A 24,948-nucleotide genomic window follows, 5' to 3' on the forward strand; every position below is an offset into this window, starting at 1 on the left:
CCGAGTATCGCCCGCTCGCCGCCGCTTCTACCAGCGGTTTTCGCGGCCCGGGGCGAGTGAGCGGGCGAGGGCGGATATCTGCCCGGGCCCGACCCGGCAGCACCCCCCGATGAGCCGGGCGCCGGCCCGGTGCCAGGCGGGCCCCAGGGCCGGATCGAAGACCGATCCGCCACGCCAGTCGCGGGCCTGCTCGTCCCATGTCTCGCCGCTGTTGGGGTAGACCACCACGGGCCGGTCCACGGTCGCCGCCGCCGTCTCCACGGCGCGGGTGGCGTCCGCAGGATCACAGCAGTTGACGCCGACGGCGATCACCGCCTTCGTGTCCGCAGCGATCCGGAAGGCCTCCTCCAGGGGCTGCCCGGCCCGGGTCGCCACGCCGGCGACGGTGTAGCTCAGCCAGGCCGGCATCCCGAGGCCCTCGACGATCCTCAGCAGCGCCTCCGCCTCGTCGGTGTCCGGCACGGTCTCCAGCGCCAGGACGTCCGGACCGGCCTCCGCCAGCGCCTCCATCCGGGGCCGGTGGAAGCGCTCCAGCTCCGCGACGCTCAGCCCGTAGCGGCCCCGGTACTCCCCGCCGTCCGCGAGCATCGCGCCGTACGGTCCCACGGACGCCGCTACCCATATGTCGTCCCGGTCTCGGGCGGCGGCACGGGCGAGGGCGACGCTGCGCCGCAGCAGGGCGGTCGCCTCCCGCCGTCCGATGCCGCGTGCGGCGAAGCCCTCGTAGGTGGCCTGGTAGCTGGAGGTGATGAGCACCCGCGCGCCCGCCCGCACATAGGCGGTGTGGGCCGCCTCGATCTGCTCCGGCGCGTCGGCGAGCAGCCGGGCGGACCAGAGGGCGTCGCCGAGGTCGCAGCCCTGGTCGGCGAGCTGGTTGGACAGCCCGCCGTCGAGGACGACGACGCCCTCGGCAAGCGCCTGCGCCAGGGGCCGGCCGGGTGCGGGCATCGCGGGTGCTCCTTGTGCGGTGTGCCGGGGCTCAGCCGAGCTGCGACTGGACCTCGGAGGCGATCAGTTCCAGGTGCCCGAGGTCGCTCAGGTCCAGGATCTGCAGGTAGAAGCGGGTGGCACCGAGCTCGGCGTAGCGGCCGATCTTGTCGACGACCTCGGCGGGCGAACCCGCGAGGCCGTTGGCCTTGAGCTCGTCGACCTCGCGGCCGATGGCCGCGGCCCTGCGGGCGACCTCGGCGTCGTCCTTGCCGACGCAGGCGACGAGCGCGTTGGAGTAGACGATCTCGTCCTTGCCCCGGCCGAACTCCTCGGCGGCCTCCCGCACCCGGGTGAACTGCCGGGCGGTGTCCTCCAGCGAGCCGAACGGCATGTTGAACTCGTCGGCGTAGCGGGCGGTGAGCCGCGGGGTGCGCGTGGGACCGTTCCCGCCGATCAGGACGGGGATCTTGGCCTGGGCCGGCTTGGGCAGAGCCGGAGAGTTCTCCAGCGTGTAGTAGGTGCCCTTGAAGTCGAAGGTCTCGCCCGCCGGTGTCGACCACAGGCCGGTGACGACGGCCAGCTGCTCCTCGAGCCTGGCGAACTTGTCCTTGGGGAACGGGATGCCGTACGCGGTGTGCTCCTCCGCGTACCACCCGGCGCCCAGGCCGAGCTCGACGCGCCCGCCCGACATCTGATCCACCTGCGCGACCTGGATGGCGAGCACACCGGGCAGCCGGAAGGTGGCGGCCGTCATCAGCGTGCCGAGCCGGATCCGCTTGGTCTCGCGGGCGAGACCGGCCAGGGTGATCCACGCGTCGGTCGGCCCCGGCGAACCGTCGACGTCACCCATCTTGAGGTAGTGGTCGGAGCGGAAGAAGGCGTCGAACCCGAGCTCCTCGGTCGCCTTGGCGACGGAGAGCAGGGTGTCGTACGAGGCCCCTTGCTGGGGCTCGGTGAAGATGCGAAGATCCATGGCTCCATCCTGCACCCGTTCGCCCCGGACCGGTCGACACCCCCGCGCATACGGCACTCTCCCGCACCCGGAACGGCCGCGACCAACCAACTCCACCGCCGCAGGATCGACTTGCCGGTCATGCGCTCTCCCGTTGCCATGCCTCGACCGCGCGCAGGAGCACACCCACCCGGTCCTTGGACTCGTCGGCGGCGTCGACCGCCTCGATGCACTGCCAGTACTCCGTCTCGCTCTCGGCGGTGCAGGCCACCGAGACCAGGGCCATCCCCAGCTCGGACAACAGCTCACGCAGCTCGCGCAAGGTCCCGGCCGGTTCGCGCACACCGGTGAGCATGGACGCGCGTAACGGTCCCGACGCCACCCCCGGCGGCCACGCGGCGCCACAGGCCCGGCCACCGGCCTCGCAGACGGAGAAGCCGGGGGTCCGCAGCTCGGAGGCCCCGTGGAGGGCGAGGTGGCTGCCGATCGCCTCCGTCAGCGCCTGCACCTGCCAGGCCTCGGCCATCAGCTCCCGCTCGGTCCCGCCGCTCCTCAGCGCCTCCCGCGTGGCCCGGATCAGCCGTACCGCGTCCATCGTCGACGCACCTCCGCCCCGTCTCCCCGTCGATCCCGTTCTTCACTCAGAGTGACCGGCCGTGACGCGAGAGGGAAGGGGTGCGTTTTCCCTGTGGACAACGCCATCACCCGCCCGAGTGAACGGCGCGGAGTACCGGGCCGACGAGGACGCGGCACCCCGCCTGGCATCACCGTCGCGCGGCACAGGGCGCCGACACGCGCGGTAGGCGCGGCGCACCGGCGGCCGCCCCCTCAGTCCCCGTCCCCCGGCAGCGGGAAGCGCGACTCATTGCGGTCGATCTTGGCGGACAGGGCCTCGAGCACGTCCACGCCGAGCACCTCGCAGAACTGCAGCAGGTACGCGAGGACGTCCGCCACCTCGTCCCGCACCCGCCGCGCCGTGTCGGCGTCCTCCATGACCGCGCGCGCCTCTTCGGGCGTGAGCCACTGGAAGATCTCCAGCAGCTCCGCGGCCTCGACGCTCAGGGCCGCGGCCAGGTTCTTGGGCGTGTGGTACGGCTCCCAGCGCCGGGCGGCCGCGAAGGCGGCCAGCCGGCGCTGCAGAGCGTGCAGGTCCTCGGTCACACCCGCAGGTCTACCCCATCGCCGCCGCCGCGTGGTGCTGCGGTCCCGTCCCCTGCGCCGGCGCCCGTTCCCGGTCGGCCGCGGCGTCCCCGAGACGCAGCAGGGTCACCCCCTGCGCCCCCTCGGCCACCCGGGGGTCGTGCACCGTGCCCAGCAGCCTGATGTGACCGCGCTCGGCGACCTGCGCCGCCAGCGCCAGCAACTGCCGCGACTGCACCGCGTCCAGGCCGGCGTCCAGCCCGTCCGCCAGCACCGTGAGGACCTGCACCGCGTCCGGCACCTCGCCGCTGGTGTCCACCTCCAGCACGCCCGGCCCGGTGAGCAGCACCAGCGCCAGCGCCAGGAAGCGCAACTCCCCGTCCCCGAGCCGGTCCACGGGCACCAGCCCCTGCGCTCCCCGGTCGATCGCCGCCACCACGGACTCCGCGTACGCCCCCGTCCCCGGCTCCGGCGGCGCCGCGGCCGGGATCACCGTCAGCCCCTCGACGGGCGGGCTGCACACCGCACGCAGCGCACCGACCAGCGCCGCGTGCCGGGTGCGGCATTCGCCCTGGGTGCGGCGCAGCACCGCCGAGAGGTTGTCGCAGCCGCCGCGGAGCAGGCCGTCGGCCACCCGGGCGGGCTCCCGCATCGTGTGCGGCCGGGGATCGACGGGGAACACGCCGCGCAGCGCGAGCACCATCTGCTCGGCGGCGGCGAGCACCAGCCGCTGTCCTTCGGTGGTGCCCGCGACACGCAGCGGCAGCAGGGACGTCGCCAGCCGGTCGTCGGGCAGCGGGGCGCGGGTCACCTGGACCAGCCCAGCGGTGTGCCAGGCCGCCTGGACGGTACGCCGACCCGGGTCGCGCAGCGCGGTCGCGAGCAGGGTCTCCCCGGCGCCGGTCAGCCGCTCGCCCACGATGCGAAGTTCGGGTTCGGTCTGCACGGCCACGTCGAGCGCGACGGGACCGACCCCGCCGTCCACCGTGCACCCGATGCGGAAACCGCGCCGGCCCTCGGCGTCCGGCCTGGCCGCGTGGGGCACGCACGCCGCCACTCCCCCGCGCACGCCGTCGAACGCCATGGCCAGCTCCTCGCCGGCGGCGAGCCGGCCGAGCAGGCCCAGCCCCTCCAGGACGCTGGACTTGCCGGTGCCGCTCGCCCCCGCCAGCAAGGTGAGCGGCCCGAGCGGGAAGCTCGCGCCTCGGTGCGACTTGAAGGCGGAGAGCCGCAGTTCGGTGACGATCGGGCGGTCACGCTTCGTGCTCATGGACGTGAACGTAGCGGCGGGAGCCGGTGCCGAACCGTTCCGCCGGGCCCGTGGTCCTCCGAAAGGGGGTAAGCCGCGGCGAGGCGGCGGTTAGTGTGGCCGGGTGACGGATTACGTGGCGCTCCTGCGCGGGATCAACGTCGGGCCGACGACCCAGCTGCCGATGCAGGACCTGCGTCGGCTGCTGGAGGAGATCGGCGGGCGGTCCGTACGCACCCATCTGCGCAGCGGCAACGCCCTGTTCGAGCACGAGGGCGCCGACCCGGGAAAGCTCGCCGAGGCCCTGGAGTCGGCCGTCGCCGCCGCCTTCGACGGCCGGAAGGTGCCGTGCCTCGTGCGTGAGGCGGCGGACCTCACCCGGGTCGTCGAACACAACCCGTTCGACATGACGGGCGTCGACGCCGCCCGTTTCCTGGTCGTCTTCCTGTCGGGGCCGGTCGAGCCGGACCGGATCGCCGGGCTCGACCCGGACGGCTTCGCACCCGACGAGTTCCGCCCGGGCGCGCGGGAGATCTACGTGCACTGCCCCGGCGGGGTGCAGAAGACCCGGCTGTCCCACACGCTGTGGGAGAAGCATCTGAGGCTGACGGCCACGGCCCGCAACTGGAACACCGTGACCCGCCTGGTGGCGATGGCCGCGCGGTGACGGGCGGGGCCGGCGAGCGCGCGTGAGCCGGCCGCCGCGCCGTCGGCCGGCGCCACCCGGATGCCCGGCTCAGCCCAGGACCCAGCCCGTCCCGAGCCGGTACGCGGCGCAGAGGTCCACGTCCAGCATGGAGGCCGCTGCCGTGCCGCACGGGGCCGCCCCGCGCGTCGCGCCGAGCTGCATGCACGGGTACGGCGAGGGCGCCGCGTGTGCGCAGCCGTACGGCATCCCGGCGACCACGCCGCCCGCCGCGTGGACGTCCGGGTAGGCCGCCGTCGTCACCGCGGTCATGGCGCCCCCGCGGAGAGCCCTGTGACGTACACCCGGGACGGATCGGCGCCGGTGTCGGCGACCTGGCGAGCGGTCATCTGCCGGCTGGAGGCGGCCCCAGGCGCGACCGCGCGCCGCGCACCCGGGCGAACCGCGGCGCTGCCCAGGCCCGCTCAGGGCACGAGGACCATGCGGAAACGCGCTGCTCCGGACATCATGCGGGCGAACGCCTCATTGGCCTCCGCCAGCGGTACCGTCTCGGTCATCGGCCGGATCCCGGTGAGCGCGCTGAAGTTCATCGTGTGCTCGACGTCGCGCGAGGTGCCGGACGGGTGGCCGACGACCGAACGCGACGCGAGGATCAGCTGGCCAGGGCTGATGGGCAGCGGCCGATCGTCGACGCCGACGACGATCAGCTGGCCGCGGGGTCGCAGACCGTCGACGCCGGCCGCCATGGCCTGCGAGTTGGAGGCGGTGGCGAGCACGACGGCGGCACCGCCGAGGGCCTGCAGTTCCTTCGCCGGGTCGGCCGCGGCGCTGTCGACGTAGTGGTGGGCGCCGAGTTCCATGGCCAGGGCCCGCTTGTCCTCGCCGCGGGCGACGGCGACCGTCTCGTAGCCGGACTTGGCCGCGTACTGCACCGCCAGATGACCGAGGCCGCCGATGCCGATCACCGCGACGAGGTCACCGGGCCGGGCGGAACTCCTCTTGAAGGCGTTGTACGTGGTGACGCCGGCGCAACCGAGCGGGGCGGCCTCCACAGCGCTCAGCTCGTCGGGGATCCGGGCCAGCGCGTTGACCGGCGCGACCATGTGGGTGGCGTAGCCGCCGTCGTACGCCCATCCGGGCACCCGCAGGTTCTGGCAGTCGATGAAGTCGCCCTCCCGGCAGGGCGGGCAGTGGCCGCAGTTCCCACCGAACCAGCCGACCTCCACGCGGTCGCCCACCTTCCAGTACCGCACTCCCTCCCCGAGGGCGTCGATGCGCCCGGCCACCTCATGGCCGGTGACGAGCGGGAAGGTCTGCCCCGGGAACGCGTTGTGGACGAAGTCGGCGTCGGTGCGGCAGACGCCCGCGGCCTCGACGGCGATCCGTACGTGGCCGGGTCCCGGCTCCGGCATCTCGCGCTCGACGATGTCGAATGGTCCGCCCGGTTCCGAGACCTGGGCCACCCGCATGGAGTTCATTGCCCGTCCGCTGTGTGAGGAGTCGCGGCGCGTAGCGCCCTTCCACTCATCGTGACCCGGGGACCGGTTTTTCTCGCGTCGAGCGGCGCTCGCCCGTCCGCCGGGAGCGTAGGCTGCGCCCAGCAGACGGAAGGACGACCGTGAAGCCCCCCGCCGACCTCCTGGACCTGCTGCGCCGTCCGAGTCCGTGCTTCCTGGCGACCACCATGCCGGACGGCTCCCCGCAGGTGACGCAGACCTGGGTGGACACCGACGGCGAGCACCTGCTCGTCAACAGCGTTCAGAGCCACGTGAAGACGCGGAACATCGCTCGTGACCCGCGGGTGGCCGTCGCCGTGTGCGACCCCGACGACCCGTCCCGCTACTTCCAGGTCCGCGGACGTGTGCTCGAGGTGACCACGCAGGGCGCGGAGGAGCACATCGAGAAGCTCTCGCACAGGTACACCGGCGGGCCGTACCCGTGGTACGGGGGCCGGGACCAGGTGCGCGTGATCTTGATGATCGAGGCCCAGAGCGTCAGCGGCACGCCGTGACGCGGGGCGTCATCGAGGGCGCCGGCTCGCCGGGCGACCTGCCGGCAGGCCCGGTCGAGCCGGACGTCACCGCCCGCGGCCCGCGCGCCCAGGCGGTACCGCGAGCGACGCCCGAACGGGTGAGCGAGGGGGCGTCAGGCCGTCCCTGAGGGACCCTCCCGGGCGATCTTCGCGCGAGCATCGCGTCCCGTCCCCGCGGCGGCCCGCCCCTCGGCTCACTCCCCGGCGTCGATGGCGGGACGGCGCAACTGCACCTCCGCCCCCGTCTGCTTGAAGGACTCGGCGGACACCGGGACCAGCACCGCGTCGCGGTGGAAGTCCCGCAGGTTCGTCGACCCGCAGCTGATCATCGTCGACGTGAGCTTCGCCCGGGTGCGCTCCACCGTGTCGTACAGGCTGCCGGCGTAGGGCACATAGCCGTCGACGCCCTCTTCGAACGCCATCCGGCCGCGCTGGCCGTACCGGGCGGCGTTCTGTGCGCGCCGCGAGCCCTCACCCCAGTACTCCTTGTACCACTGGCCGTCGATCTGCAGCTTGCGCGACGGGCTCTCGTCGAGCCGCGCGAAGTAGCGGCCGAGCATGACGAAGTCGGCTCCCATCGCCAGCGCCACCGCCATGTGCGCGTCGCTCAGCAGGCCCCCGTCGCAGCACAGGGGCACGTACACCCCGGTCTCCCGGGCGTAGGCGTCGCGCGCCTGGACCACGTCGAGCAGCGCGGAGGCCTGTCCGCGGCCGATGCCCTTCTGCTCCCGGGTGGTGCAGATGGCGCCGCCGCCGATCCCGACCTTCACGAACGCCGCACCGGCCTCGGCGAGGTAGCGGAAGGCCCGACCGTCGACGACGTTACCCGCACCGACGAAGACGTCCTCGCCGTAGGCGTCCCGGGCGAATTCGAGGGTCTTGGCCTGGTACACGGAATAGCCGTCGGAGGAGTCCAGGCACAGGACGTCGGCACCGGCCTCCATCAGGGCGGGGATACGGTCCTTGTAGTCCCGGGAATTGATGCCGGCCCCGACCCGCAGACGCTTCTCGCCGTCCACGCTCGCCCGGTGGTACGTCTTGTGGGCCTGGTAGTCGCTCTTGAGCACCAGGGAGACGACCCGGCCCCCTTCGACCACCGGCAGGACGTCCAGGTGGTGCCTCCAGATCAGTTCGTTCGCGTCCGACAGCGAGACCGAGGCCGGCGCGGTCATCAGTCCCTCCCTGCCCCGCATCCGGTTGCCGGCGGTCTCGAGGGCTCCGTGGCGCTCCAGGTGGAAGTCGTCCCGGCTGATGATCCCCAGGAACGCGCCGTCCGCTTCCCCGTTCTCCGTCACCACGGCCAGGCCGTGCTCGGTGTCGGCCAGCAGGCGCGCGAGCTCACCGAGGGGCGTCTGCGCGGCGACGGTGACGTCGACGGTACGGAAGCCGGCTTTGTGCCGCTTGACCGCCAGTACATCCGCGGCCTGCTCTTCGATCCGCTGGTTCTGGTGGATGAACGACAGGCCACCGGCCTGCGCCAGCGCCACAGCCAGCGCCGGTGACGACACCGCCTGCATGATGGCGCTCACCAGAGGCGTGGCGACACGGACCGCGGGATCCTCCCCGACCCGGTGACGCACCATCGGCGCCCCGAGATCCACGGTGTCCGGCGTGCAGTCTTCCGTGGTGAGGCCCGGGATGAGGAGGTACTCGCTGAGCGTGCGGGAAATCTCGGGGAGGATCTTCACGTCGTCTCCAGGACGGGGGCCTCATGCTCCGGTCGACGACGGATCGACGAGGCCCGTGCGGGCAGTGCGGATCGACGCCGGCGGCGCACTGTCAGAAGAACGCGCTCCCGACAAGGCGGGAGCGGGCGCACCCACCCGGCGAGTCAGTGCTCGCACGCGGCCGGACCGGCGGCGAGGGCACGCTGAGCCGCTTCCGCCCGGGTGCTGCACAGGCGCTGACTTCCATCACGCCATGCGTGATCTTATCGCCCCGCCCGACGCGCACCGCCCGGCCCTGGTCGGGCGCCCTTCACGGCCGGTTCCAGGGAACGCGACGCGCTCCCCAGCCACCACCGCCTGTCCGGCGGGAGCGAGCCAGGGGCACGGCAGGCGCCTGCACGGAGTGCGTGACCGAACCGGCGGCGCGACGTTCCCGGGCCCTGGGGCTGACAGGGGCCCCACCGCCGGAGATCGGGTCTTTCCCTGAGGTTTTCCCCAACCCTGGGCTCCGACAGCGAGTTCCGCACATCGAGCCTTGTCAGCGGGGCCACCTCTTGCGAACGCCGACGACCTGTCCCTGCCGAGCAGGCAGCCGTACTCACGTGCCAGGCACCGTGCGGTGTCCGCTGATGTCGGCCCTGCCGGCGCGGGAATCAAACGTCGTCGCCGCTCGGTTCGAACAAAGGTGAAGAAGATTGGGTTTCTCTCGTTCGGCCACTGGTCACCGAGCGAGCACTCGGGCACCAGATCGGCCGCCGACTTCCTGCACCAGTCCATCGATCTGGCGGTCGCCGCCGAGGAACTCGGCGTGGACGGCGCGTACTTCCGCGTGCACCACTTCGCCCGGCAGGCGGCCAGCCCCTTCCCGTTGCTGTCGGCCATCGGTGCGCGGACCTCGAGGATCGAGATCGGTACCGGCGTCATCGACATGCGCTACGAGAACCCGCTCTACATGGCCGAGAACGCCGGCGCCGCCGACCTCATCTCAGGCGGCCGGCTGCAGCTCGGCATCAGCCGCGGCTCACCGGAACAGGTGGTGGACGGCTGGCGCTACTTCGGTTACCGCCCCGCGGAGGGCGAGACGGACGCCGACATGGCGCGCCGACACGCCGAGGAGTTCCTCACGGCACTCACCGGCGAGGGCTTCGCGCAGCCGAACCCGCGGCCGATGTTTCCCAACCCGCCGGGCCTGCTGCGTGTCGAACCGCACTCGCCGGGGCTTCGCGAGCGGATCTGGTGGGGCTCCGGCTCGAACGCGACAGCCGTCTGGGCCGGGAAGCTGGGGATGAACCTGCAGAGTTCCACGCTGAAGGACGACGAGACGGGCGAGCCGTTGCACGTCCAGCAGCGCAAGCAGATCGAGGCCTACCACGAGGCGTACAAGGCGGCGGGCCACACCCGCGAACCGCGGGTGTCCGTCAGCCGCAGCATCTTCGCCCTGACCACGGACATGGACCGGATCTACTTCGGTCGGGACCGCAACTCGCGGGACCAGGTCGGCATGATCGACGAGAACACCAGGGCGATCTTCGGCCGCTCCTACGCCGCCGAACCCGAGGTGCTGGTGAAGGAGCTCAAGCAGGACGAGGCCGTCCAGGCCGCGGACACCATATTGCTGACGATTCCGAACCAGCTGGGGGTCGACTACAACGTCCACGTCTTGGAGAGCATCCTCACACACGTGGCACCGGAGCTCGGCTGGCGCTGAGTGCTCCGCTCCCCCGCGTGCGGGCCGGGCGTCGGCTGTGATGGGCACATCAGCCGCTCCCGGCCCCCCGGAGGTGAGGCTGTATGCGTGCGGGCTCCTGTCGCGTGTCGAGAGCCCCGGGGCCCTCAAGGCCCCGGACGCCGACGGACACCACCAGCGGCATCTGCCACCCAAGGCTCCACAGGTGTGCGGGCGTCACGACCCACGAAAAATCCGATGACACTCTCGGGCGGCGTCCGACATCAGATCGGAAGATCATCGGGCAGCACCCGGAAGACCTTGTGCCGGCCCAATGGGCGCACAGCCCGGAAGTCGCGACGGTCGAGCGTAAGTACGGCGTCGGTATCGTATTCGGCGGCAAGGGCCACGTTCACCGCGTCCGTCAGGTCCAGGTCCAGGTCGCGATAGCGGGCGCGCACCGACTGGGCGACACCAAGGTGGCTGTCCGTGATCTCGGGCAGAACGACGCGGCCTCGACGCACCCAATGCCCGATGTCGTCGACCGCGCTGAGCGCCGCCTCCCGGCCGAGCTCGCACGTCGCAACGTGGTCGATCTCCGCGAGCAACAGCGGGGACATCACCAGGAGCCCAGCAGCCATGATCGCCTCGTTCGACGCCTGGTGCTTGGGGTGGCCGGAGTCGAGCGCCGCAAGCAGCCCGGAGGTGTCCGCGATGACGACGATCACGCAGCGGTCCCGGCGGCCCCGGTCTCGCGGCATACCGCATCGGCGACGGTGTCCCGCACGTCATGCTTGCCGGGGGTGCGGCCTGATCCCCGAAAGGTACGGGAGAACAAAGGCTCGTCCCATACCCGGTTGGCCATGGCCGCGAGATGGATGCCCTGGCGGATGATCTCCGCCTCACTGACGCCCCGCCGCTTCGCCGCCTCCTTGATGATCTCGAGGTCTTCCGGATCCGCATAGACGTTGGTGCGCTTCATCGTCATGTACCAAGACTAGTCCATGTACCACAATGATGTATGTCCGTCGACTCTGACCCCCCATGAGCGACGCGTACCGACCGGGCAGCGGACCGTCGTGTCCCGCCTCGTGGTGCAGGGGGTCCCGTACGTGGCGTTCAGCTTCGCGGCCGCCCGCGGTCGCCGCGAAGGAAGCAGCGCGCAAGGCTCCCGCTCAAGGAGAGCCGGCCCCTGTCCCGAGGCCCCTGCCCAGCCCAGCGCTTCATGTGTCGGCCTGGCAAAGACAGGTGAGCGGATCACGACCACCACAAGACTTCAGGACAGCGAACCTTTTCAACCGGCTCCAGGGTCGCCACGCACTCCACGTGATGCGTCATAGGGAAGGTGTCAGCCTGAGCGAGTGAGGGAAAAGGCCAGGTCAGAGACGCCTTCACGGCTCATCACGAGGCGTGCAGAGGCCCAGAGCGTCAAACGAGCGTCACGGCCGAAAGCTCATCCCGCCTACCTCGGGGCAGACCAAGCTGTCACAACCGGCTCCCCCAGCAGGATCTGCCCCTCGCGCTCCAGACTCGGCTCGCTCATCATGACCCGCACCCCTCCTCCGGCCGCCATAATGGACTCATGCCCCCCAGCTCACAGCACGCCGCACCCCCGCCGAGGGACCTCCCTGGCGCGGACGCCGACGACCTGGGGCTGTACCGGGAAAAGTTCCGGCGGCGTCTACCGGAGTCGCTGAACGAGCTGCACGGTCCGACCCAGGGGGTCGTGGAGCTACCACTGCACATGGCCTGGTCCGGGATGACCTCGTACGACCTGGGCAAACCGCGCCAGCGCATGGGGCTGTACCGCACCGTCCTGCACGAGGGCCTGCACGACGACCTTCCCCGCTACCTCAACCAGGACCTCCTCCTCCAGCTGTGGCCGGTACTGCGCACCCTCGTCGGCCGCACCGTGCGCGCCGTATGGGAAGACGCCTTCCCCCAGCTGGCCTCACGCACCCGGGCAGCCGCGTGACTGACATGCCGGAGCTGCACACGCGGCTCCTGGCGGACGTGATCGCGCTCGGTTCCCCGTATCCCCTGGTTCTCACCGGTGGATACGCCGTGCGGGCGCATCGCCTCGTGAACCGCCCCAGCCAAGACCTCGACGTCGCCACCGAGAACCCGGCGCCCATGGCCGACATCGCCGCTACGCTCCGCGCCGGCCTGGAAGCCCGCGGTTGGACGGTGCACGCGCTGGAAACCGCCCCGCTGTCCGCCCGCTTCACCGTGTCCGACCCCGCCACCGGGCAGGAGTGCGAAGTCGACATCCTCAAGGAGATCTTCTCGCGGCCGGTCGCCCAGAGCCCGTACGGTCCCGTCCTCGCGGAGGAGGATGTGATCGGGACCAAGGTCCGCGCCCTCGCCGACCGCGGAGCCCCCCGCGACCTGATCGACGTGTTCGCGGCCTCCCGCCGCTGGACCAATGCCGAGCTCGAGGAGTTCGGCCGTCGCCACGCCCACGGCCGCTTCGAGCGCGAGGATCTGCAGGCGAACCTCACGGGCGCCGAGTGGACCGACGATGAAGCCTTCGCCGCCTATGGGCTCGATGACGCCACGATCACCGCGCTCCGCGCTTGGGCCGTGGAGTGGGCCGACGACCTCGCGGCCCGCCTCCTCGAAGAGGCCGATGATCCGGACATCGGCTGATACGTCCAAATGAGTCGCGGTGAGACTGCTGGACTTGCGCGCTAAAATCCGCCGCCTGCGCCACAAAGCCTCAGGTCAAGCGCCCTTCACGGCAGGCTCAAGGATCGCCACGCACTCCACGTGGTGCGTCATCGGGAAGAGGTCGAACGCCCGCATCCGCCGCGGGGTGTAGCCCGCGGCCGCGAAGTAGCCGAGGTCGCGGGCGAGGGCCGCGGGGTCGCAGGCGACGTAGGCGATGCGTCGGGGGCCGAGGGAGGCGACGTGCTCCACGGTGGCGCGGCCCGCGCCGGTGCGGGGCGGGTCGAGGACGACGAGGTCGGCCTCGGTGATCCCGGTGCGCGGCAGTACGGACTCGACCTTGCCCTGCTCGATGCGGACGCGGTCGAAGTCGGTCAGATTGTGCCGGGCGTCCTCCACCGCACGCTTGCCGGACTCGATACCGAGGACGGCACCGGTCTCACCGACCCGATCGGCCAGCGCCCCGGCGAACAAACCCACGCCGCAGTAGAGGTCGAGTGCGGTCTCGCCCTTGCGCGGCATGAGGCCCTGCATGACGGCCTCGACCAGAAGGTCGGCGGCCATGGGGTGGACCTGCCAGAAGCCGCCGGAGCCGACCCGCCAGGTGCGGTCGATCGCGCGCTCGCGCACGAAGCCGCGACCGTGCACGCGGTGGACGCCGCCCTGCTCGTCGACGCGCAGGACGGAGACGGGGCGGTCCAGCTCGACGATGGGCAGCCGGGCGCCGGGACGGGGGGTGACGATCACCTGGCGGTCGGAGGAGCCGGTGGCGGCGATGGCCTCGACCGAGGCGATGCCGGGCCAGGCGCGCGACTCGACGCCGAGCTCGGAGACACCGGGGGCGGCGATGAGGCAGCGGTCGACGCGCTCGACCTCGTGCGAGCGGTGGCGGCGCAGACCCGCGTGGCCCTCGGCGTCGACGGCGTACTGGACGCGGGTGCGCCAGGCCGGGACCTCGCCCTTGGCGACCTTGTCGCCGGGGGCGGGCTCGACGGTGCCGTCCCAGCCGGCCCCCTCGGGCGTGAGGTGGGCGAGCCGCTGCAACTGCTCGGTGATCACCTGCACCTTCAGCCGCCGCTGGGCACCGGGGGCGGCGTGCTGCCAGTCGCAGCCGCCGCACTTGCCGGGACCGGAGAACGGGCAGGGCGCCTCGACGCGGTCCGGGGAGGCCTTGAGGACCTCGACGGCGTCGGCGCGCAGGAAGCGCGAGTCCGGGCCGCCCTCGGTGATCTCGGCGACGACCCGCTCGCCGGGCAGCGCGTGCCGGACGAAGATCACCTGCGGCCGCTCGTGGCCCGGCAGGACCGTCCGCGCGATGCAGTGGCCGCCGTGCGCGACCGGGCCGACCTCGACCTCGTAGCGCTCGCCGACGAGCGCGTCGGCCTCAGGGGCCTTCGTACGGTGCTGCATGGCGGGACGGGCTCCTGGGGGTCACGAAGGGACACGGGTCACGAGGGGAACCGCGGACGGGAAGAACGAGCAGCTGACAAGTCTACGGCTCGCGGCAGCCCGCGCTTCACGCCCGGCCGCCGGGCTCCCGGCCCCGGGTGAGCCGCCCCACTTCTCCGCGCCGCACGGAGCCCGGAGCGCTCCACTCGGCTCCCTTGCGGGCGCGGAGCTTCGCACGCTCGGAGGACTCCAGCTGCCAGGGCACGGAGGTGACCATGACGCCGGGAGTGAACAGCAGCCGGCCCTTGAGCCGCAGCGCGCTCTGGTTGTGCAGCAGGTGCTCCCACCAGTGGCCGACCACGTACTCCGGGATGAAGATCGAGACGACGTCGCGGGGGCTGGTGCGGCGCAGGCCCTTGACGTAGTCGATGATCGGCCGGGTGATCTCGCGGTACGGCGAGTCCAGCACCTTGAGGGGCACGTCGATGCCGCGCCGCTGCCACTCGGCCTGCAGGGCCTTGGTGTCGGCGGGGTCCACGTTGATGCTCAGCGCCTCCAGCGTGTCCGACCGGAAGAGCCTGGCGTACGACAGGGCCCGCAGCGTGGGCTTGTGCACCTTGGAGACCAGGACGATCGAGTGCACGCGGGAGGGCTTGACCTCCTCCTCGCCGCGCTGCTCGGTGGCCGCGAGCTCGTTGGAGACGCGGTCGTAGTGGCGCCGGATGGCCGTCATCATGCCGTAGAAGAGGACCATGCCCAGGACGGCGACCCAGGCCCCGTGCGTGAACTTGGTCAGCAGTACGACGACGAGGACGAGCCCGGTGAGGAAGGCGCCGAAGGTGTTGATCGCCCGGGAGCGGATCATGTGGCGGCGCACGGCGGGGTCGGTCTCGGTGGCCAGGTGCCGGTTCCAGTGCCGGACCATGCCGGTCTGGCTGAGAGTGAAGGAGACGAAGACGCCGACGATGTAGAGCTGGATCAGCCGGGTGGAGTCGGCGCCGTAGATGTAGACCAGCACGCACGCGAAGGCGGCGAGCAGCACGATGCCGTTGCTGAAGGCGAGCCGGTCCCCGCGGGTGTGCAGCTGGCGCGGCAGATAGCGGTCCTGGGCAAGGATCGAGCCCAGCACCGGGAATCCGTTGTACGCGGTGTTCGCGGCGAGGAACAGGACGAGCGCGGTGGCTCCGGCCAGGAAGACGAAGGGGATCGATCCCTCGCCGAAGACGGCGGAGGCGACCTGCGCGATCACCGGGTCCTGGGTGTAGCCCGGGCCGACCGGCCTGCCGTCGACCAGCAGGTCGACAGCAGGGTTCTCGGCCATCCGCACGCCGGTGTTCATGGCGAGCGCGATGATGCCGCAGAACATCGTCACGGCCAGCACGCCCATCAGCGCCAGCGTGGTGGCGGCGTTCTTCGACTTCGGCTTGCGGAAGGCGGGCACGCCGTTGCTGATCGCCTCGACGCCGGTGAGCGCGGCGCAGCCCGAGGAGAAGGCCCGCAGCAGCAGGAAGACGAGCGCGAGGCTCGCCAGGTGGCCGTGCTCGGCCTTGATCGTGAAGTCGGAGGTGGGGGCGTGCATCTCGTGGCCGGAGGCGATCCGGAAGATGCCCCAGGCGAGCATGCAGAAGACGCCGAAGACGAAGGCGTAGGTGGGGATGGCGAAGATCGTGCCCGACTCGCGCACCCCGCGCAGATTCATCACCATGAGCAGGACGATCATGCCGATGGCGCCCAGCACCTTGTGCTCGACGAAGAACGGCACGGCCGAGCCCAGGTTCTCGACGCCCGAGGCGACCGACACGGCCACGGTGAGCACGTAGTCGACCAGCAGGGCGCTGGCCACGGTGCGTCCCGCACGCGGGCCGAGGTTGGTCGTCGCGACCTCGTAGTCGCCGCCGCCGGAGGGGTAGGCGTGCACGTTCTGCCGGTACGAGGCGACGACGGTGAACATCAGTACGACGACCGCGGCAGCGATCCAGGGGCTGAAGTGGTAGGCCGACACTCCCGCGATCGACAGGACGAGAAGCACCTCTCCGGGCGCGTATGCCACGGAGGACAGCGGGTCGGAGGCGAAAACGGGGAGCGCCAGCCTCTTGGGGAGGAGCGTCTCTCCGAGCCTGTCGCTGCGGAGGGCCCGCCCGATCAGGATCCGTTTCGGAAGGTCGGTCAGTTTGGACACCCCGCGATGTTAGAGGATCGTCAAGACTCCCGATCCCCCGCCCACCTATCACGGGAATACGTGCGTGTGTAGCTTTGGGCGCGGTCTGAGACCCTGAGAGGGTTCGGGCCGGAATTGTTGGCAGCCGGAAGGACGGTCGTGCACGTCGTGATTATGGGGTGTGGGCGAGTGGGTTCCACTCTCGCGCACTCCCTTGAGCAGCAAGGTCACACAGTGGCCGTGATCGACCAGGACCCGACGGCGTTCCGCCGCCTGGGCGCCGGGTTCAGCGGGCGCCGCGTGACCGGGGTCGGGTTCGACCAGGACACGCTGCGCGAGGCCGGCATCGAGGAGGCGGGCGCGTTCGCGGCCGTCAGCAGTGGTGACAACTCCAACATCATCGCGGCCCGGGTGGCCCGGGAGATGTTCGGGATCGAGAATGTCGCCGCCCGCATCTACGACCCCCGGCGGGCCGAGGTGTACCAGCGTCTGGGCATTCCCACCGTCGCCACCGTCCGGTGGACGGCCGACCAGATGCTGCGCCGCCTGCTGCCGGCCGGCGCCGAGCCGCTGTGGCGCGACCCCAGCGGGCGGGTGCAGCTCGCCGAGGTGCACACGGACACCGCCTGGGTGGGATACAAGATCAGCCGGCTCCAGGAGGAGACGGGGGTGCGCGTGGCGTTCCTCACGCGGCTGGGCGAGGCGATGCTTCCCACCTCGGAGACGGTCCTTCAGGAAGGCGACCTGGTGCACGTGATGATGCGCACGGACGAGGTCGAACAGGTGGAGGCCGCGTGCGCGAAGGGCCCTGAGGAGGCCCACCGGTGAGCGGCGCACACACGGCCCTCGGGCCGCAGACGACGGGCAGGGCGCGCGGTCGCCGCGCGGGCACGGACGGGGGCCTCTCCCGGGCGGCGGCCCAGGGGAAGAACGAGGGAGCACTGTGAGGGTCGCCATTGCCGGGGCCGGTGCGGTCGGCCGCTCGATCGCGGGCGAGCTGCTGGAAAACGGCCACGAGGTCCTGCTGATCGACAAGAATCCGACCTCGATCTCGGTGGAGCGGGTCCCGCAGGCGGAGTGGCTGCTGGCCGACGCCTGCGAGATCACGTCGCTGGACGAGGCCGCGCTGCAGCGCTGCAACGTGGTGATCGCCGCCACGGGTGACGACAAGGTCAACCTCGTCGTCTCGCTGCTCGCCAAGACGGAGTACGGCGTCCCCCGGGTCGTCGCCCGCGTCAACAACCCGAAGAACGAGTGGCTCTTCAACGAGGCCTGGGGCGTGGACGTGGCCGTCTCCACCCCGCGCCTGATGTCGGCGCTGGTGGAGGAGGCGGTGAGCGTCGGCGACCTCGTCCGGTTGATGCGCTTCAGCCAGGGCGACGCGAACCTGGTCGAGCTGACCCTCCCGGAGGAGGCCGCGCTGGTGGGCACCCGGGTCGGGGAGGTCGCCTGGCCGGAGGACACCTCGCTGGTCACCATCATCCGCGGGCACCGCGTGCTCACCCCGTCCAAGGACGACGCGCTCGAGGCGGGCGACGAGCTGCTCTTCGTGGCCTCCCCGCACCGCGAGGAGCAGTTGGAGGACCTGCTCTCGGTGCGCAGCGCCGGGACCGGGGCCCAGGAGTAGTCCTACGGACAGGGGCGGCCGGAACCCGTGGGTTCCAGCCGCCCCTCGTGCGTTCGGCGCGCCGGGCGCGGGGCGCCGGGTCAGCTGCCGGTGGCCTCCTTGGCGGCGCGCTCGGCCTTCTCGAGCCGCTCGGCCTCCTCCATCTCCGCGATCACGTCGATCGGCGGCGGGGCCTTGGCCAGGAAGATCCAGGTCAGATAGACGCAGAGCAGGAAGGGCGGGATGCCGAGGGCGACCTTGACCCAGCCGAGCTGGGTGGCGTTCCCCCAGATGTAGAGCGGGAACAGGATCGCCGACTTGACGAGCAGGATGACACCCCAGGCCCAGGTGGCCTTGGTGTACGCGACGAGCCGGCCCGGGTTCCGCGTGCGCCAGGACAGGTTCTCCTTGAGGATCGGTCCGAGCAGCAGTCCGATCAGCGGGTACTTCAGCAGCGCGGAGACCACGTAGGCGACCGCGAGCCCGAGGGTGTAGAGCATGCCCGGCAGGTAGAAGTTCTTCGCGTCGCCCGACATCATCGCGAACACAGCGCCGAACGCGACGCCGAAGACGCCGCTGAAGGCGTGCTTGAGGGTCTGCCGACGCACCAGGCGGGCCAGTGCCAGCACCAGGGACAGGCCCAGCGCCGCGATCGCCGCGGTGTGGATGTCCCGGTTGATCGTGTAGATCAGGACGAAGACGAGGCCGGGCACCGTCGTGTCGATCATTCCCCACACGCCGCCGAAGGCCTCCAGCAGCGCGCGGTCGGCCGCCGCCTTGGAGGCGGCCGCGTCGTGCCCTGGCCTCCCCTCGGCTCCGGTCGTGGGCTGTGCCCCGGTCCGCTTGTCGATCGACACCACCGGCTACTCCTGTCCGACCGGACGCAACTCGTATCTGGGATTGAACAGCACCGGGCGGCCGCGGTTCATGGCGATCCGCCCCGACGCGATGATCCTGCGGCCCGGCTCGATGCCGACGATGCTGCGCCGGCCGAGCCACACCACGTCCAGCGGCGCCGAGCCGTCGAAGAGCTCGGCCTCCAGGGCCGGCACGCCGGCCCGCGGCCGCAGGGTGACAGCGCGTAGCGTACCCGTCACCGTCACTATGTCGCGATCGGAGCAGTCGCAGATCCGGGTGCACCCGACGTCCGCGGTGTCCTGCCGCAGCTCGTCGGAGTGCAGCTCCTCCTGGGAGCTGGACCATCGGTCGAGCATCTTGCGGAAGCGGCCGGCCGGCCGGTCCGAACGGGTGGAACCACTCATACCTGGAAGGGTACCGGGCCGGGGTGGACGAATCACTGATCACTTCTCGAAGCGGTAGCCCATGCCCGGCTCCGTGATGAAGTGCCGCGGGTGCGCGGGGTCGGCCTCGAGCTTGCGCCGCAGTTGGGCCATGTAGACCCGCAGGTAGTTGCTCTCGGTGCCGTACGAGGGGCCCCAGACCTCCTGGAGCAGCTGCTTCTGGCTGACCAGGCGGCCGGTGTTGCGTACGAGCACCTCCAGCAGGTGCCACTCGGTGGGGGTGAGCCGGACGTCGGCGCCGCCGCGGTTGACCTTCTTCGCGGCGAGGTCGACGACGAAGGACTCGGTCTCCACGGTCGCGGCGCCGTCCTCCGGGCCGCCGGGCGTGGCCCTGCGGACGGCGGCGCGGAGCCGGGCCAGCAGCTCGTCCATGCCGAAGGGCTTGGTGACGTAGTCGTCGGCTCCCGCGTCGAGGGCCTCGACCTTCTCGTCGGAGGCCTGCCGGGCGGAGAGCACGATGATCGGCACCCGGGTCCAGCCGCGCAGCCCGCGGATCACCTCGACGCCGTCCATGTCGGGCAGGCCGAGGTCGAGCACGATGACGTCGGGGTGGCGGGCTGCGGCGAGCTGCAGCGCGGTGGCGCCGTCGTGCGCGGCGTCGACCTCGTACTTGCGGGCCCGCAGGTTGATCACGAGAGCGCGCACGATCTGCGGCTCGTCGTCGACCACGAGCACCCGGTTCATGGAGCCTGCCTTTCCTTCACGATGCGGGGTGGAGCGGGAGTGCGGGGTGGAGCGTCGGGGGTGCGTTGCGGTGCGGACGCGGGTCAGGTCGTGGCCCCGGCCGGGAGGTCCGGGGCGGTGGGGGCACTGCCGGGCGCGGCCCGGAGCGTGAGCACCATCGTCAGTCCGCCGCCCGGGGTGTCCTCGGGCCGCAGGGTGGCGCCCATGGCGTCGGCGAAGCCGCGGGCCACCGCGAGGCCGAGGCCCACGCCATTGCCGCGGGGGGCGTCGCCGTACCGCTGGAAGGGCTCAAAGATCCGTTCCTTGGCTGCGTCGGGGACGCCGGGGCCGCGGTCGACGACGCGCAGGTCGACACCGTCACCCAGGGCGCTCGCGGCGACCAGCACCTGGGCGCCGGGCGGGCTGTACTTGACGGCGTTCTCCACGATGTTGGCGACGCTGCGCTCGAGGAGCCCGGGGTCGACGGAGACCATCGGGAGTGTCTCGGGGACCTCCAGGACGACGCTGTCGTCGGGGACGCCGCGCAGCGCCTTGGGGACGACCTCGTCGAGGTCCACCTCGCGGATCAGCGCGGTGACGGTGCCGGTCTGCAGGCGCGACATGTCGAGGAGGTTGCCGACCAGGTTGTCGAGCCGGTCCGCGCCGTCCTCGATGCCCTCCAGCAGCTCGGCCTCGTCCTCCTGCGACCAGGCCACGTCGTCGGAGCGCAGTGAGGTGACGGCCGCCTTGATGGCGGCGAGGGGGGTGCGCAGGTCGTGGGAGACGGCGGCGAGCAGGGCGGTGCGGATGCGGTTGCCCTCGGCCAGCTCACGGGCCCTGGCTGCCTCGTCCTCCAGCCGCTGCCGGTCCAGGACGCCGGCGGCCTGCGCCGCGAAGGCCGAGAGCACCCGGCGGTCGGAGGCGGGCAGCACCCGGCCGACGAGGGCGAGGGAGAGGTTGTCGCTGACCGGCACCTCCACGTCCGCGTCCTCGGGACGCGGGCACCTCCGGTCGCCGACGCCCGCGGCGCAGGTCCACGCTCCGTGCTCGTCGGCCCGCTCCAGCAGGGAGACGGACTCCATGCCGAAGGTCTCTCGCACCCGCTCCAGCAGGGCGTCCAGCGAGTGCTCGCCGCGCAGCACGCTGCCGGCCAGGTACGACAGGATCTCCGCCTCGGATTGGAGTCTGGCGGCCTGGTGGGTGCGGCGTGCCGCCAGGTCCACCACGGAGGCCACCGCGACACCGACCACCACGAAGATCGTGATGGCGATCAGGTTCTCGGGCTCGGCGATGGTGAAGGTGTGCAGGGGCGCGGCGAAGAAGTAGTTGAGCAGTATCGAGCCGCCCACCGCCGAGACCAAGGCCGGGTAGAGGCCGCCGACCAGGGCCGCCGCGACCGTCAGGGTCATGAACAGCAGCATGTCGGTGGCGATGCCCAGTGCGGGATGCAACTGGGTGAGGAAAAGGCAGAGCAGCGCGGGACCGAGCACACCGGTGGCCCAGCCGGCGATCACCCGGCTGCGGCCGAGATGCGCGCCGCGCGCCACGGGCAGTCCGCGCCCCTTGGCGGCGTGCTCGTGCGTGACGATGTGCACGTCGAGGTCGGGCCCGCACTCGCGGGCCACGGTCGCCCCGACGCCCGGCCCGAAGACGTACTGCCACGCGGGCCGGCGGCTGGTGCCGAGCACCACCTGGGTGGCGTTGACGCCGCGGGCGAAGTCCAGCAGGGCGCCGGGGACGTCGTCGCCCACGACGTGGTGGAAGGAACCTCCGAGGTCCTCGACGAGCGTGCGCTGGACGGCGAGTTCCTTCGGCGAGCCGGCCGTCAGGCCGTCGCTGCGCGCGATGTGGACGGCGAGGATCTCCCCGCCCGCGCCCTTGGCCGCCATCCGCGCCGCACGCCGGATCAGCGTCCGCCCCTCCGGGCCTCCGGTGAGGCCGACCACGATGCGCTCACGGGCCTGCCAGGTGGCGGAGATGTCGTGGTCGGTGCGGTACTGCCGCAGGTACTCGTCGACCCGGTCGGCCACCCACAGCAGGGCCAGTTCCCGCAGCGCGGTCAGGTTGCCGGGCCGGAAGTAGTTGGACAGCGCCGCGTCGACCTTGTCGGAGGCGTAGATGTTGCCGTGCGCCATGCGGCGGCGCAGCGCCTGCGGCGACATGTCGACCAGTTCGATCTGGTCGGCACGCCGGACCACCTCGTCGGGCACGGTCTCGCGCTGCCGCACCCCGGTGATCGATTCGACGACGTCGCCGAGCGACTCCAGGTGCTGGATGTTGACCGTCGATATGACGTCGATGCCGGCCTGGAGGAGTTCCTCGATGTCCTGCCAGCGCTTCTCGTTGCGGCTGCCGGGCACGTTGCTGTGCGCCATCTCGTCGACCAGCGCGACCTCGGGCCGGCGCGCGAGCACCGCGTCGACGTCCATCTCGGTGAAGACGGTGTCGCGGTACTCGATCTCCCTGCGCCGCACGACCTCCAGTCCGTGCAGCATGACCTCGGTGCGGGCGCGGCCGTGGTGCTCGACGAGGGCGACGACGACATCGGTGCCGCGCTCCAGTCGCCGGTGGGCTTCGGAGAGCATCGCGTAGGTCTTGCCCACTCCTGGGGCCGCCCCCAGGTATATCCGCAAAGTCCCGCGTGCCATGGCTCCACGTTCCGCCTCGTGGCGTGCCCCTTCCGGGCCCGTCCGACACTGGGAATCCTATGGTCCCAGGAGCGGACAAATCGGGCGAGGCGCCCCTTCCGGGAACACGTTGACGCGTCCTTGACGCCTCCTTTCGGAGGAGACCAGCCTGGCGGGGTAACGCTTCGCGCGGATGCTGCGCGAGCGGATCGCCGCAGGTCGGGGTGGTGATGCCGCGGTATTCGGGGCCGAGGGCGCGGCTGGGGCCGGAGCATCGCCGGAACCGGGCGCTCGCGAGCGCGTGGGGCGCGCTGCGGTCGAGGGAGGCATGACACCAACCGTCGCAAGGCGTCGGTTGCGGGGCGGCCACTTTCCGGGGTCCGGTGATCCAGGGGCCTGAGCGGACGGTGCTCGCGGGACCCCGGCGCGGGCTGCCGTCGAGAAGTTCCTGCCGGGGCGGCCGCACGCCGACGCCGTCACCGTACGACGCGGGGCCGACCCGACACATCCCCCACCGAAGGGAGGCCTTCGCGGAACGCGGTGCCCTCTCCCGGCCCGGAATCCCCACCGCATTAGGATCCGGACCGGGTGGCGCCCGCCGCCGCTGCTCGGCGACGGCGGTGTGCGCCCTTCCGCCGCCCCCTCCGCGTTGCCGAGCGGCCTGCGCAGGCCTCCCTCCGTGCCTTCACTCTCTCCCGCCGGCCGGCTCCAGGGGCGGTTACTGGCGGTCCCTTGACGCCCGCGTCCCCCCGCCTGACGCCTTTCTGACGCCGTCCGTCCCGGTTCCCGCAGCGGGGCGCGGGATGCCCGGGGTCAGCCGGCGCTCCCTCGCCACCGCCGGACGATGAGCGCTGAGGTGCTCGGTTGCTTCTCACGGATCGTGCCGGCCTGGGTGGTGGACGGGCGATCTTGCTTGGCGGCACCATGGGAGGCTGTTCAGCTCCGCTCGTGCGCCGGGCGACGACAGCCTGGCGGGCGTCGCCGTCAGGAAGGGTCCGGCCCTGGGGTCCGCATCCACACCGATGCCCAGCGGCATGTCCAGGTGATCAGTGGTGACGAGTCTGCCAGGGCGGCACTCGCGGACGATCTGCGTGCCATGGCCGCCGCCGAGGACGGCGGCCACCTTCACATGACTACTTCCCGAACCACCTCCACCTCGTCGGCGGGTCTGTGTCGCTGGGGGTCAACAGCCCGCACGGCGGCCTGTCCACCCGGTGATCGGGCGGTTGACCGATACGGAATCGCCGTAGGCGCCCGGCGCCCGGGGGCACCGATCGTGTCGTAGTGCCGGATGCCGGCCGCCATCGCCGCCCTTGGGCGAACTTCGGATCTACTCGTCCGGCCCTGCCCGTCGATCAAGCACACCACCGCGCCGCCGCGGCCGTCAGCCGGTCAGCCGCCCCAGGGCGATGTTGAGTTCCAAAACGTTGACGGTCGGCTCGCCGAGGATGCCGAACTGCCGGCCGTCCGTATGCGCAGCGACCAGCCGGGCGACCTGGGCGGTGCTCAGCCCGTTGGCCTTGGCCACCCGCGCGATCTGGATGTGCGCGTACGCCGGGGAGATGTCGGGGTCCAGACCGGAGCCGGAGGCCTGGACCGCGTCCGCGGGCACCTCGGACTGCGGGACCCCGTTGAAGGCGGCGACCTCCGCCTTGCGCTCCTTCACCAGGCCGGTGAGGGTCCTGCTGGTGACCGCGAGGTTGGAGGCGCCGGTGTAGGTCGGGTCGTACGGCCCGGCTCCTGCGTCGGCGTCGGCGGCCGAGGGACGGGGCTGGAACCACTTGGGGTTCGGGGCGAAGTCCTTGCCCGTGGCGAAGTTCTGGCCGATCAGCGCGGAACCGACGACCTTGCCGTCGACTCTGACCTCGGACCCGTTTGCCTGGTTGTGGAAGGCCGTCTGGGCCACCCCCCACACCGCGAGCGGGTAGAGGACGCCGAGGACGACGGTCAGCATCAGCAGCGCACGCAGGGCGCTCCAGACCAGCCGGGCAGAGGGGGCTACGGACGCGTTCATGGTTCTCCGTACGCCTTCGTCAGTGGAATCCGGGGAGCAGGGAGATCAGCATGTCGATCAGCTTGATGCCGACGAAGGGGGCGATCAGGCCGCCGACTCCGTAGATCCCGAGGTTGCGGCGGAGCATCCGGTCGGCGCCGGTCGGCCGGTAGCGCACACCGCGCAGGGCGAGCGGCACCAGGGCGATGATGATCAGCGCGTTGAAGACGACCGCGGACAGGATCGCGGACTGCGGCGACGA

Annotated in this window: 24 protein-coding genes and 1 pseudogene; 7 read left to right on the forward strand and 18 right to left on the reverse strand. The window is 71.7% G+C overall.

Annotation, left to right across the window (positions count from 1 at the left end):
* Positions 1-27 precede the first annotated feature (27 nt).
* The 5 genes from mmuM to AC3ET4_RS08305 form a co-directional block, all read right to left on the reverse strand.
* Positions 28-948 carry a homocysteine S-methyltransferase gene (gene mmuM / locus AC3ET4_RS08285; RefSeq protein WP_431947535.1) on the reverse strand — a complete coding sequence of 307 codons (921 nt, stop codon included), beginning with the start codon at positions 946-948 and terminating at the stop codon, positions 28-30.
* 31 nt (positions 949-979) lie between these two features.
* Positions 980-1,903 carry an LLM class F420-dependent oxidoreductase gene (locus tag AC3ET4_RS08290; protein WP_431947537.1) on the reverse strand — a complete coding sequence of 308 codons (924 nt, stop codon included), beginning with the start codon at positions 1,901-1,903 and terminating at the stop codon, positions 980-982.
* A 118-nt stretch (positions 1,904-2,021) separates the two neighbouring features.
* Complete coding sequence (locus AC3ET4_RS08295; protein WP_431947539.1) at positions 2,022-2,477, reverse strand: DUF6099 family protein; 456 nt, start codon at positions 2,475-2,477, stop codon at positions 2,022-2,024.
* A 233-nt stretch (positions 2,478-2,710) separates the two neighbouring features.
* Positions 2,711-3,043, reverse strand: a complete 333-nt coding sequence (locus AC3ET4_RS08300; RefSeq protein WP_431947541.1) for a nucleotide pyrophosphohydrolase — start codon at positions 3,041-3,043, stop codon at positions 2,711-2,713.
* A 10-nt stretch (positions 3,044-3,053) separates the two neighbouring features.
* Positions 3,054-4,292: an AAA family ATPase gene (locus AC3ET4_RS08305; protein WP_431947543.1), complete on the reverse strand. Its 1,239-nt coding sequence runs from the start codon at positions 4,290-4,292 to the stop codon at positions 3,054-3,056.
* A 103-nt stretch (positions 4,293-4,395) separates the two neighbouring features.
* Here AC3ET4_RS08305 and AC3ET4_RS08310 point away from each other — a divergent pair, with 103 nt between their 5' ends.
* Entirely contained in the window at positions 4,396-4,938 is a 543-nt protein-coding gene (locus AC3ET4_RS08310) for a DUF1697 domain-containing protein (RefSeq protein WP_431947545.1), read from the forward strand.
* Between the two features lie 69 nt (positions 4,939-5,007).
* On the opposite strand, the gene AC3ET4_RS08315 is transcribed toward AC3ET4_RS08310, so the two are convergent.
* Both AC3ET4_RS08315 and AC3ET4_RS08320 read right to left on the reverse strand, forming a co-directional pair.
* Positions 5,008-5,229, reverse strand: coding sequence for a hypothetical protein (locus AC3ET4_RS08315; RefSeq protein ID WP_431947547.1), 222 nt, complete (start codon positions 5,227-5,229; stop codon positions 5,008-5,010).
* Positions 5,230-5,381: 152 nt separating this feature from the next.
* Complete coding sequence (locus tag AC3ET4_RS08320) at positions 5,382-6,395, reverse strand: alcohol dehydrogenase (protein ID WP_431947549.1); 1,014 nt, start codon at positions 6,393-6,395, stop codon at positions 5,382-5,384.
* A gap of 140 nt (positions 6,396-6,535) precedes the next feature.
* On the opposite strand from AC3ET4_RS08320, the gene AC3ET4_RS08325 reads away from it, so the two are divergent.
* Positions 6,536-6,928 carry a PPOX class F420-dependent oxidoreductase gene (locus AC3ET4_RS08325; protein ID WP_431947551.1) on the forward strand — a complete coding sequence of 131 codons (393 nt, stop codon included), beginning with the start codon at positions 6,536-6,538 and terminating at the stop codon, positions 6,926-6,928.
* A 215-nt stretch (positions 6,929-7,143) separates the two neighbouring features.
* Here the strand turns inward: AC3ET4_RS08325 and AC3ET4_RS08330 are convergent, their stop codons facing one another.
* A complete protein-coding gene (locus AC3ET4_RS08330) occupies positions 7,144-8,637 on the reverse strand; it encodes an IMP dehydrogenase (protein ID WP_431947553.1) in 1,494 nt (497 codons plus the stop codon).
* Between the two features lie 664 nt (positions 8,638-9,301).
* Here AC3ET4_RS08330 and AC3ET4_RS08335 point away from each other — a divergent pair.
* Positions 9,302-10,324 carry an LLM class flavin-dependent oxidoreductase gene (locus tag AC3ET4_RS08335; RefSeq protein ID WP_431947555.1) on the forward strand — a complete coding sequence of 341 codons (1,023 nt, stop codon included), beginning with the start codon at positions 9,302-9,304 and terminating at the stop codon, positions 10,322-10,324.
* 242 nt (positions 10,325-10,566) lie between these two features.
* Here the strand turns inward: AC3ET4_RS08335 and AC3ET4_RS08340 are convergent, their stop codons facing one another.
* Positions 10,567-11,010 (reverse strand): PIN domain-containing protein, encoded by a 444-nt coding sequence (locus AC3ET4_RS08340; RefSeq protein WP_431947557.1) that lies wholly within the window; start codon positions 11,008-11,010, stop codon positions 10,567-10,569.
* Positions 11,007-11,270: a ribbon-helix-helix domain-containing protein gene (locus AC3ET4_RS08345; protein ID WP_431947559.1), complete on the reverse strand. Its 264-nt coding sequence runs from the start codon at positions 11,268-11,270 to the stop codon at positions 11,007-11,009. Before AC3ET4_RS08345 ends, AC3ET4_RS08340 begins: the two co-directional genes overlap by 4 nt.
* A gap of 594 nt (positions 11,271-11,864) precedes the next feature.
* Here AC3ET4_RS08345 and AC3ET4_RS08350 point away from each other — a divergent pair.
* Together AC3ET4_RS08350 and AC3ET4_RS08355 are read left to right on the forward strand one after the other, a co-directional pair.
* Positions 11,865-12,257, forward strand: coding sequence for a hypothetical protein (locus AC3ET4_RS08350; RefSeq protein ID WP_431947561.1), 393 nt, complete (start codon positions 11,865-11,867; stop codon positions 12,255-12,257).
* A 5-nt stretch (positions 12,258-12,262) separates the two neighbouring features.
* On the forward strand, positions 12,263-12,931 hold the full coding sequence (locus tag AC3ET4_RS08355; protein ID WP_431947563.1) for a nucleotidyl transferase AbiEii/AbiGii toxin family protein: 669 nt from the start codon (positions 12,263-12,265) through the stop codon (positions 12,929-12,931).
* Positions 12,932-13,006: 75 nt separating this feature from the next.
* Here AC3ET4_RS08355 and AC3ET4_RS08360 read toward each other — a convergent pair whose 3' ends face one another.
* Both AC3ET4_RS08360 and AC3ET4_RS08365 read right to left on the reverse strand, forming a co-directional pair.
* A complete protein-coding gene (locus AC3ET4_RS08360) occupies positions 13,007-14,359 on the reverse strand; it encodes a class I SAM-dependent RNA methyltransferase (RefSeq protein ID WP_431947565.1) in 1,353 nt (450 codons plus the stop codon).
* A 106-nt stretch (positions 14,360-14,465) separates the two neighbouring features.
* The gene (locus tag AC3ET4_RS08365; protein WP_431947567.1) at positions 14,466-16,517 is read right to left on the reverse strand and encodes an APC family permease; all 2,052 of its coding nucleotides are present in this window, start codon (positions 16,515-16,517) and stop codon (positions 14,466-14,468) included.
* Between the two features lie 138 nt (positions 16,518-16,655).
* Here AC3ET4_RS08365 and AC3ET4_RS08370 point away from each other — a divergent pair, with 138 nt between their 5' ends.
* Both AC3ET4_RS08370 and AC3ET4_RS08375 read left to right on the forward strand, forming a co-directional pair.
* Positions 16,656-17,324 carry a potassium channel family protein gene (locus AC3ET4_RS08370; RefSeq protein ID WP_431947569.1) on the forward strand — a complete coding sequence of 223 codons (669 nt, stop codon included), beginning with the start codon at positions 16,656-16,658 and terminating at the stop codon, positions 17,322-17,324.
* 115 nt (positions 17,325-17,439) lie between these two features.
* Positions 17,440-18,123: a potassium channel family protein gene (locus AC3ET4_RS08375; protein WP_431947571.1), complete on the forward strand. Its 684-nt coding sequence runs from the start codon at positions 17,440-17,442 to the stop codon at positions 18,121-18,123.
* Between the two features lie 80 nt (positions 18,124-18,203).
* On the opposite strand, the gene AC3ET4_RS08380 is transcribed toward AC3ET4_RS08375, so the two are convergent.
* The 6 genes and pseudogenes from AC3ET4_RS08380 to AC3ET4_RS08405 all read right to left on the reverse strand — a co-directional run.
* On the reverse strand, positions 18,204-18,962 hold the full coding sequence (locus AC3ET4_RS08380; protein ID WP_431947573.1) for a DUF3159 domain-containing protein: 759 nt from the start codon (positions 18,960-18,962) through the stop codon (positions 18,204-18,206).
* Positions 18,963-18,965: 3 nt separating this feature from the next.
* Positions 18,966-19,364 carry an OB-fold nucleic acid binding domain-containing protein gene (locus AC3ET4_RS08385; RefSeq protein WP_431947575.1) on the reverse strand — a complete coding sequence of 133 codons (399 nt, stop codon included), beginning with the start codon at positions 19,362-19,364 and terminating at the stop codon, positions 18,966-18,968.
* Positions 19,365-19,403: 39 nt separating this feature from the next.
* Entirely contained in the window at positions 19,404-20,087 is a 684-nt protein-coding gene (locus tag AC3ET4_RS08390) for a response regulator (RefSeq protein ID WP_431947577.1), read from the reverse strand.
* 83 nt (positions 20,088-20,170) lie between these two features.
* Positions 20,171-22,714 carry a DUF4118 domain-containing protein gene (locus AC3ET4_RS08395; RefSeq protein WP_431947579.1) on the reverse strand — a complete coding sequence of 848 codons (2,544 nt, stop codon included), beginning with the start codon at positions 22,712-22,714 and terminating at the stop codon, positions 20,171-20,173.
* 1,363 nt (positions 22,715-24,077) lie between these two features.
* Positions 24,078-24,707: a potassium-transporting ATPase subunit KdpC gene (gene kdpC / locus AC3ET4_RS08400; RefSeq protein ID WP_431947581.1), complete on the reverse strand. Its 630-nt coding sequence runs from the start codon at positions 24,705-24,707 to the stop codon at positions 24,078-24,080.
* A gap of 19 nt (positions 24,708-24,726) precedes the next feature.
* A pseudogene (locus AC3ET4_RS08405) lies at positions 24,727-24,948 on the reverse strand (potassium-transporting ATPase subunit B); the annotation flags it as partial.

Source organism: Actinacidiphila sp. bgisy167 (assembly GCF_057707665.1).

Bases quoted from the DNA above. Each gene is read 5' to 3' on its own strand.
- mmuM (WP_431947535.1), bottom strand. From the start codon at position 948: ATGCCCGCACCCGGCCGGCCCCTGGCGCAGGCGCTTGCCGAGGGCGTC.
- AC3ET4_RS08385 (WP_431947575.1), bottom strand. From the start codon at position 19,364: ATGAGTGGTTCCACCCGTTCGGACCGGCCGGCCGGCCGCTTCCGCAAG.
- AC3ET4_RS08320 (WP_431947549.1), bottom strand. From the start codon at position 6,395: ATGAACTCCATGCGGGTGGCCCAGGTCTCGGAACCGGGCGGACCATTC.
- AC3ET4_RS08315 (WP_431947547.1), bottom strand. From the start codon at position 5,229: ATGACCGCGGTGACGACGGCGGCCTACCCGGACGTCCACGCGGCGGGC.
- AC3ET4_RS08290 (WP_431947537.1), bottom strand. From the start codon at position 1,903: ATGGATCTTCGCATCTTCACCGAGCCCCAGCAAGGGGCCTCGTACGAC.
- AC3ET4_RS08390 (WP_431947577.1), bottom strand. From the start codon at position 20,087: ATGAACCGGGTGCTCGTGGTCGACGACGAGCCGCAGATCGTGCGCGCT.
- AC3ET4_RS08295 (WP_431947539.1), bottom strand. From the start codon at position 2,477: ATGGACGCGGTACGGCTGATCCGGGCCACGCGGGAGGCGCTGAGGAGC.
- AC3ET4_RS08350 (WP_431947561.1), top strand. From the start codon at position 11,865: ATGCCCCCCAGCTCACAGCACGCCGCACCCCCGCCGAGGGACCTCCCT.
- AC3ET4_RS08395 (WP_431947579.1), bottom strand. From the start codon at position 22,714: ATGGCACGCGGGACTTTGCGGATATACCTGGGGGCGGCCCCAGGAGTG.
- AC3ET4_RS08345 (WP_431947559.1), bottom strand. From the start codon at position 11,270: ATGACGATGAAGCGCACCAACGTCTATGCGGATCCGGAAGACCTCGAG.
- AC3ET4_RS08355 (WP_431947563.1), top strand. From the start codon at position 12,263: ATGCCGGAGCTGCACACGCGGCTCCTGGCGGACGTGATCGCGCTCGGT.
- AC3ET4_RS08305 (WP_431947543.1), bottom strand. From the start codon at position 4,292: ATGAGCACGAAGCGTGACCGCCCGATCGTCACCGAACTGCGGCTCTCC.
- AC3ET4_RS08360 (WP_431947565.1), bottom strand. From the start codon at position 14,359: ATGCAGCACCGTACGAAGGCCCCTGAGGCCGACGCGCTCGTCGGCGAG.
- kdpC (WP_431947581.1), bottom strand. From the start codon at position 24,707: ATGAACGCGTCCGTAGCCCCCTCTGCCCGGCTGGTCTGGAGCGCCCTG.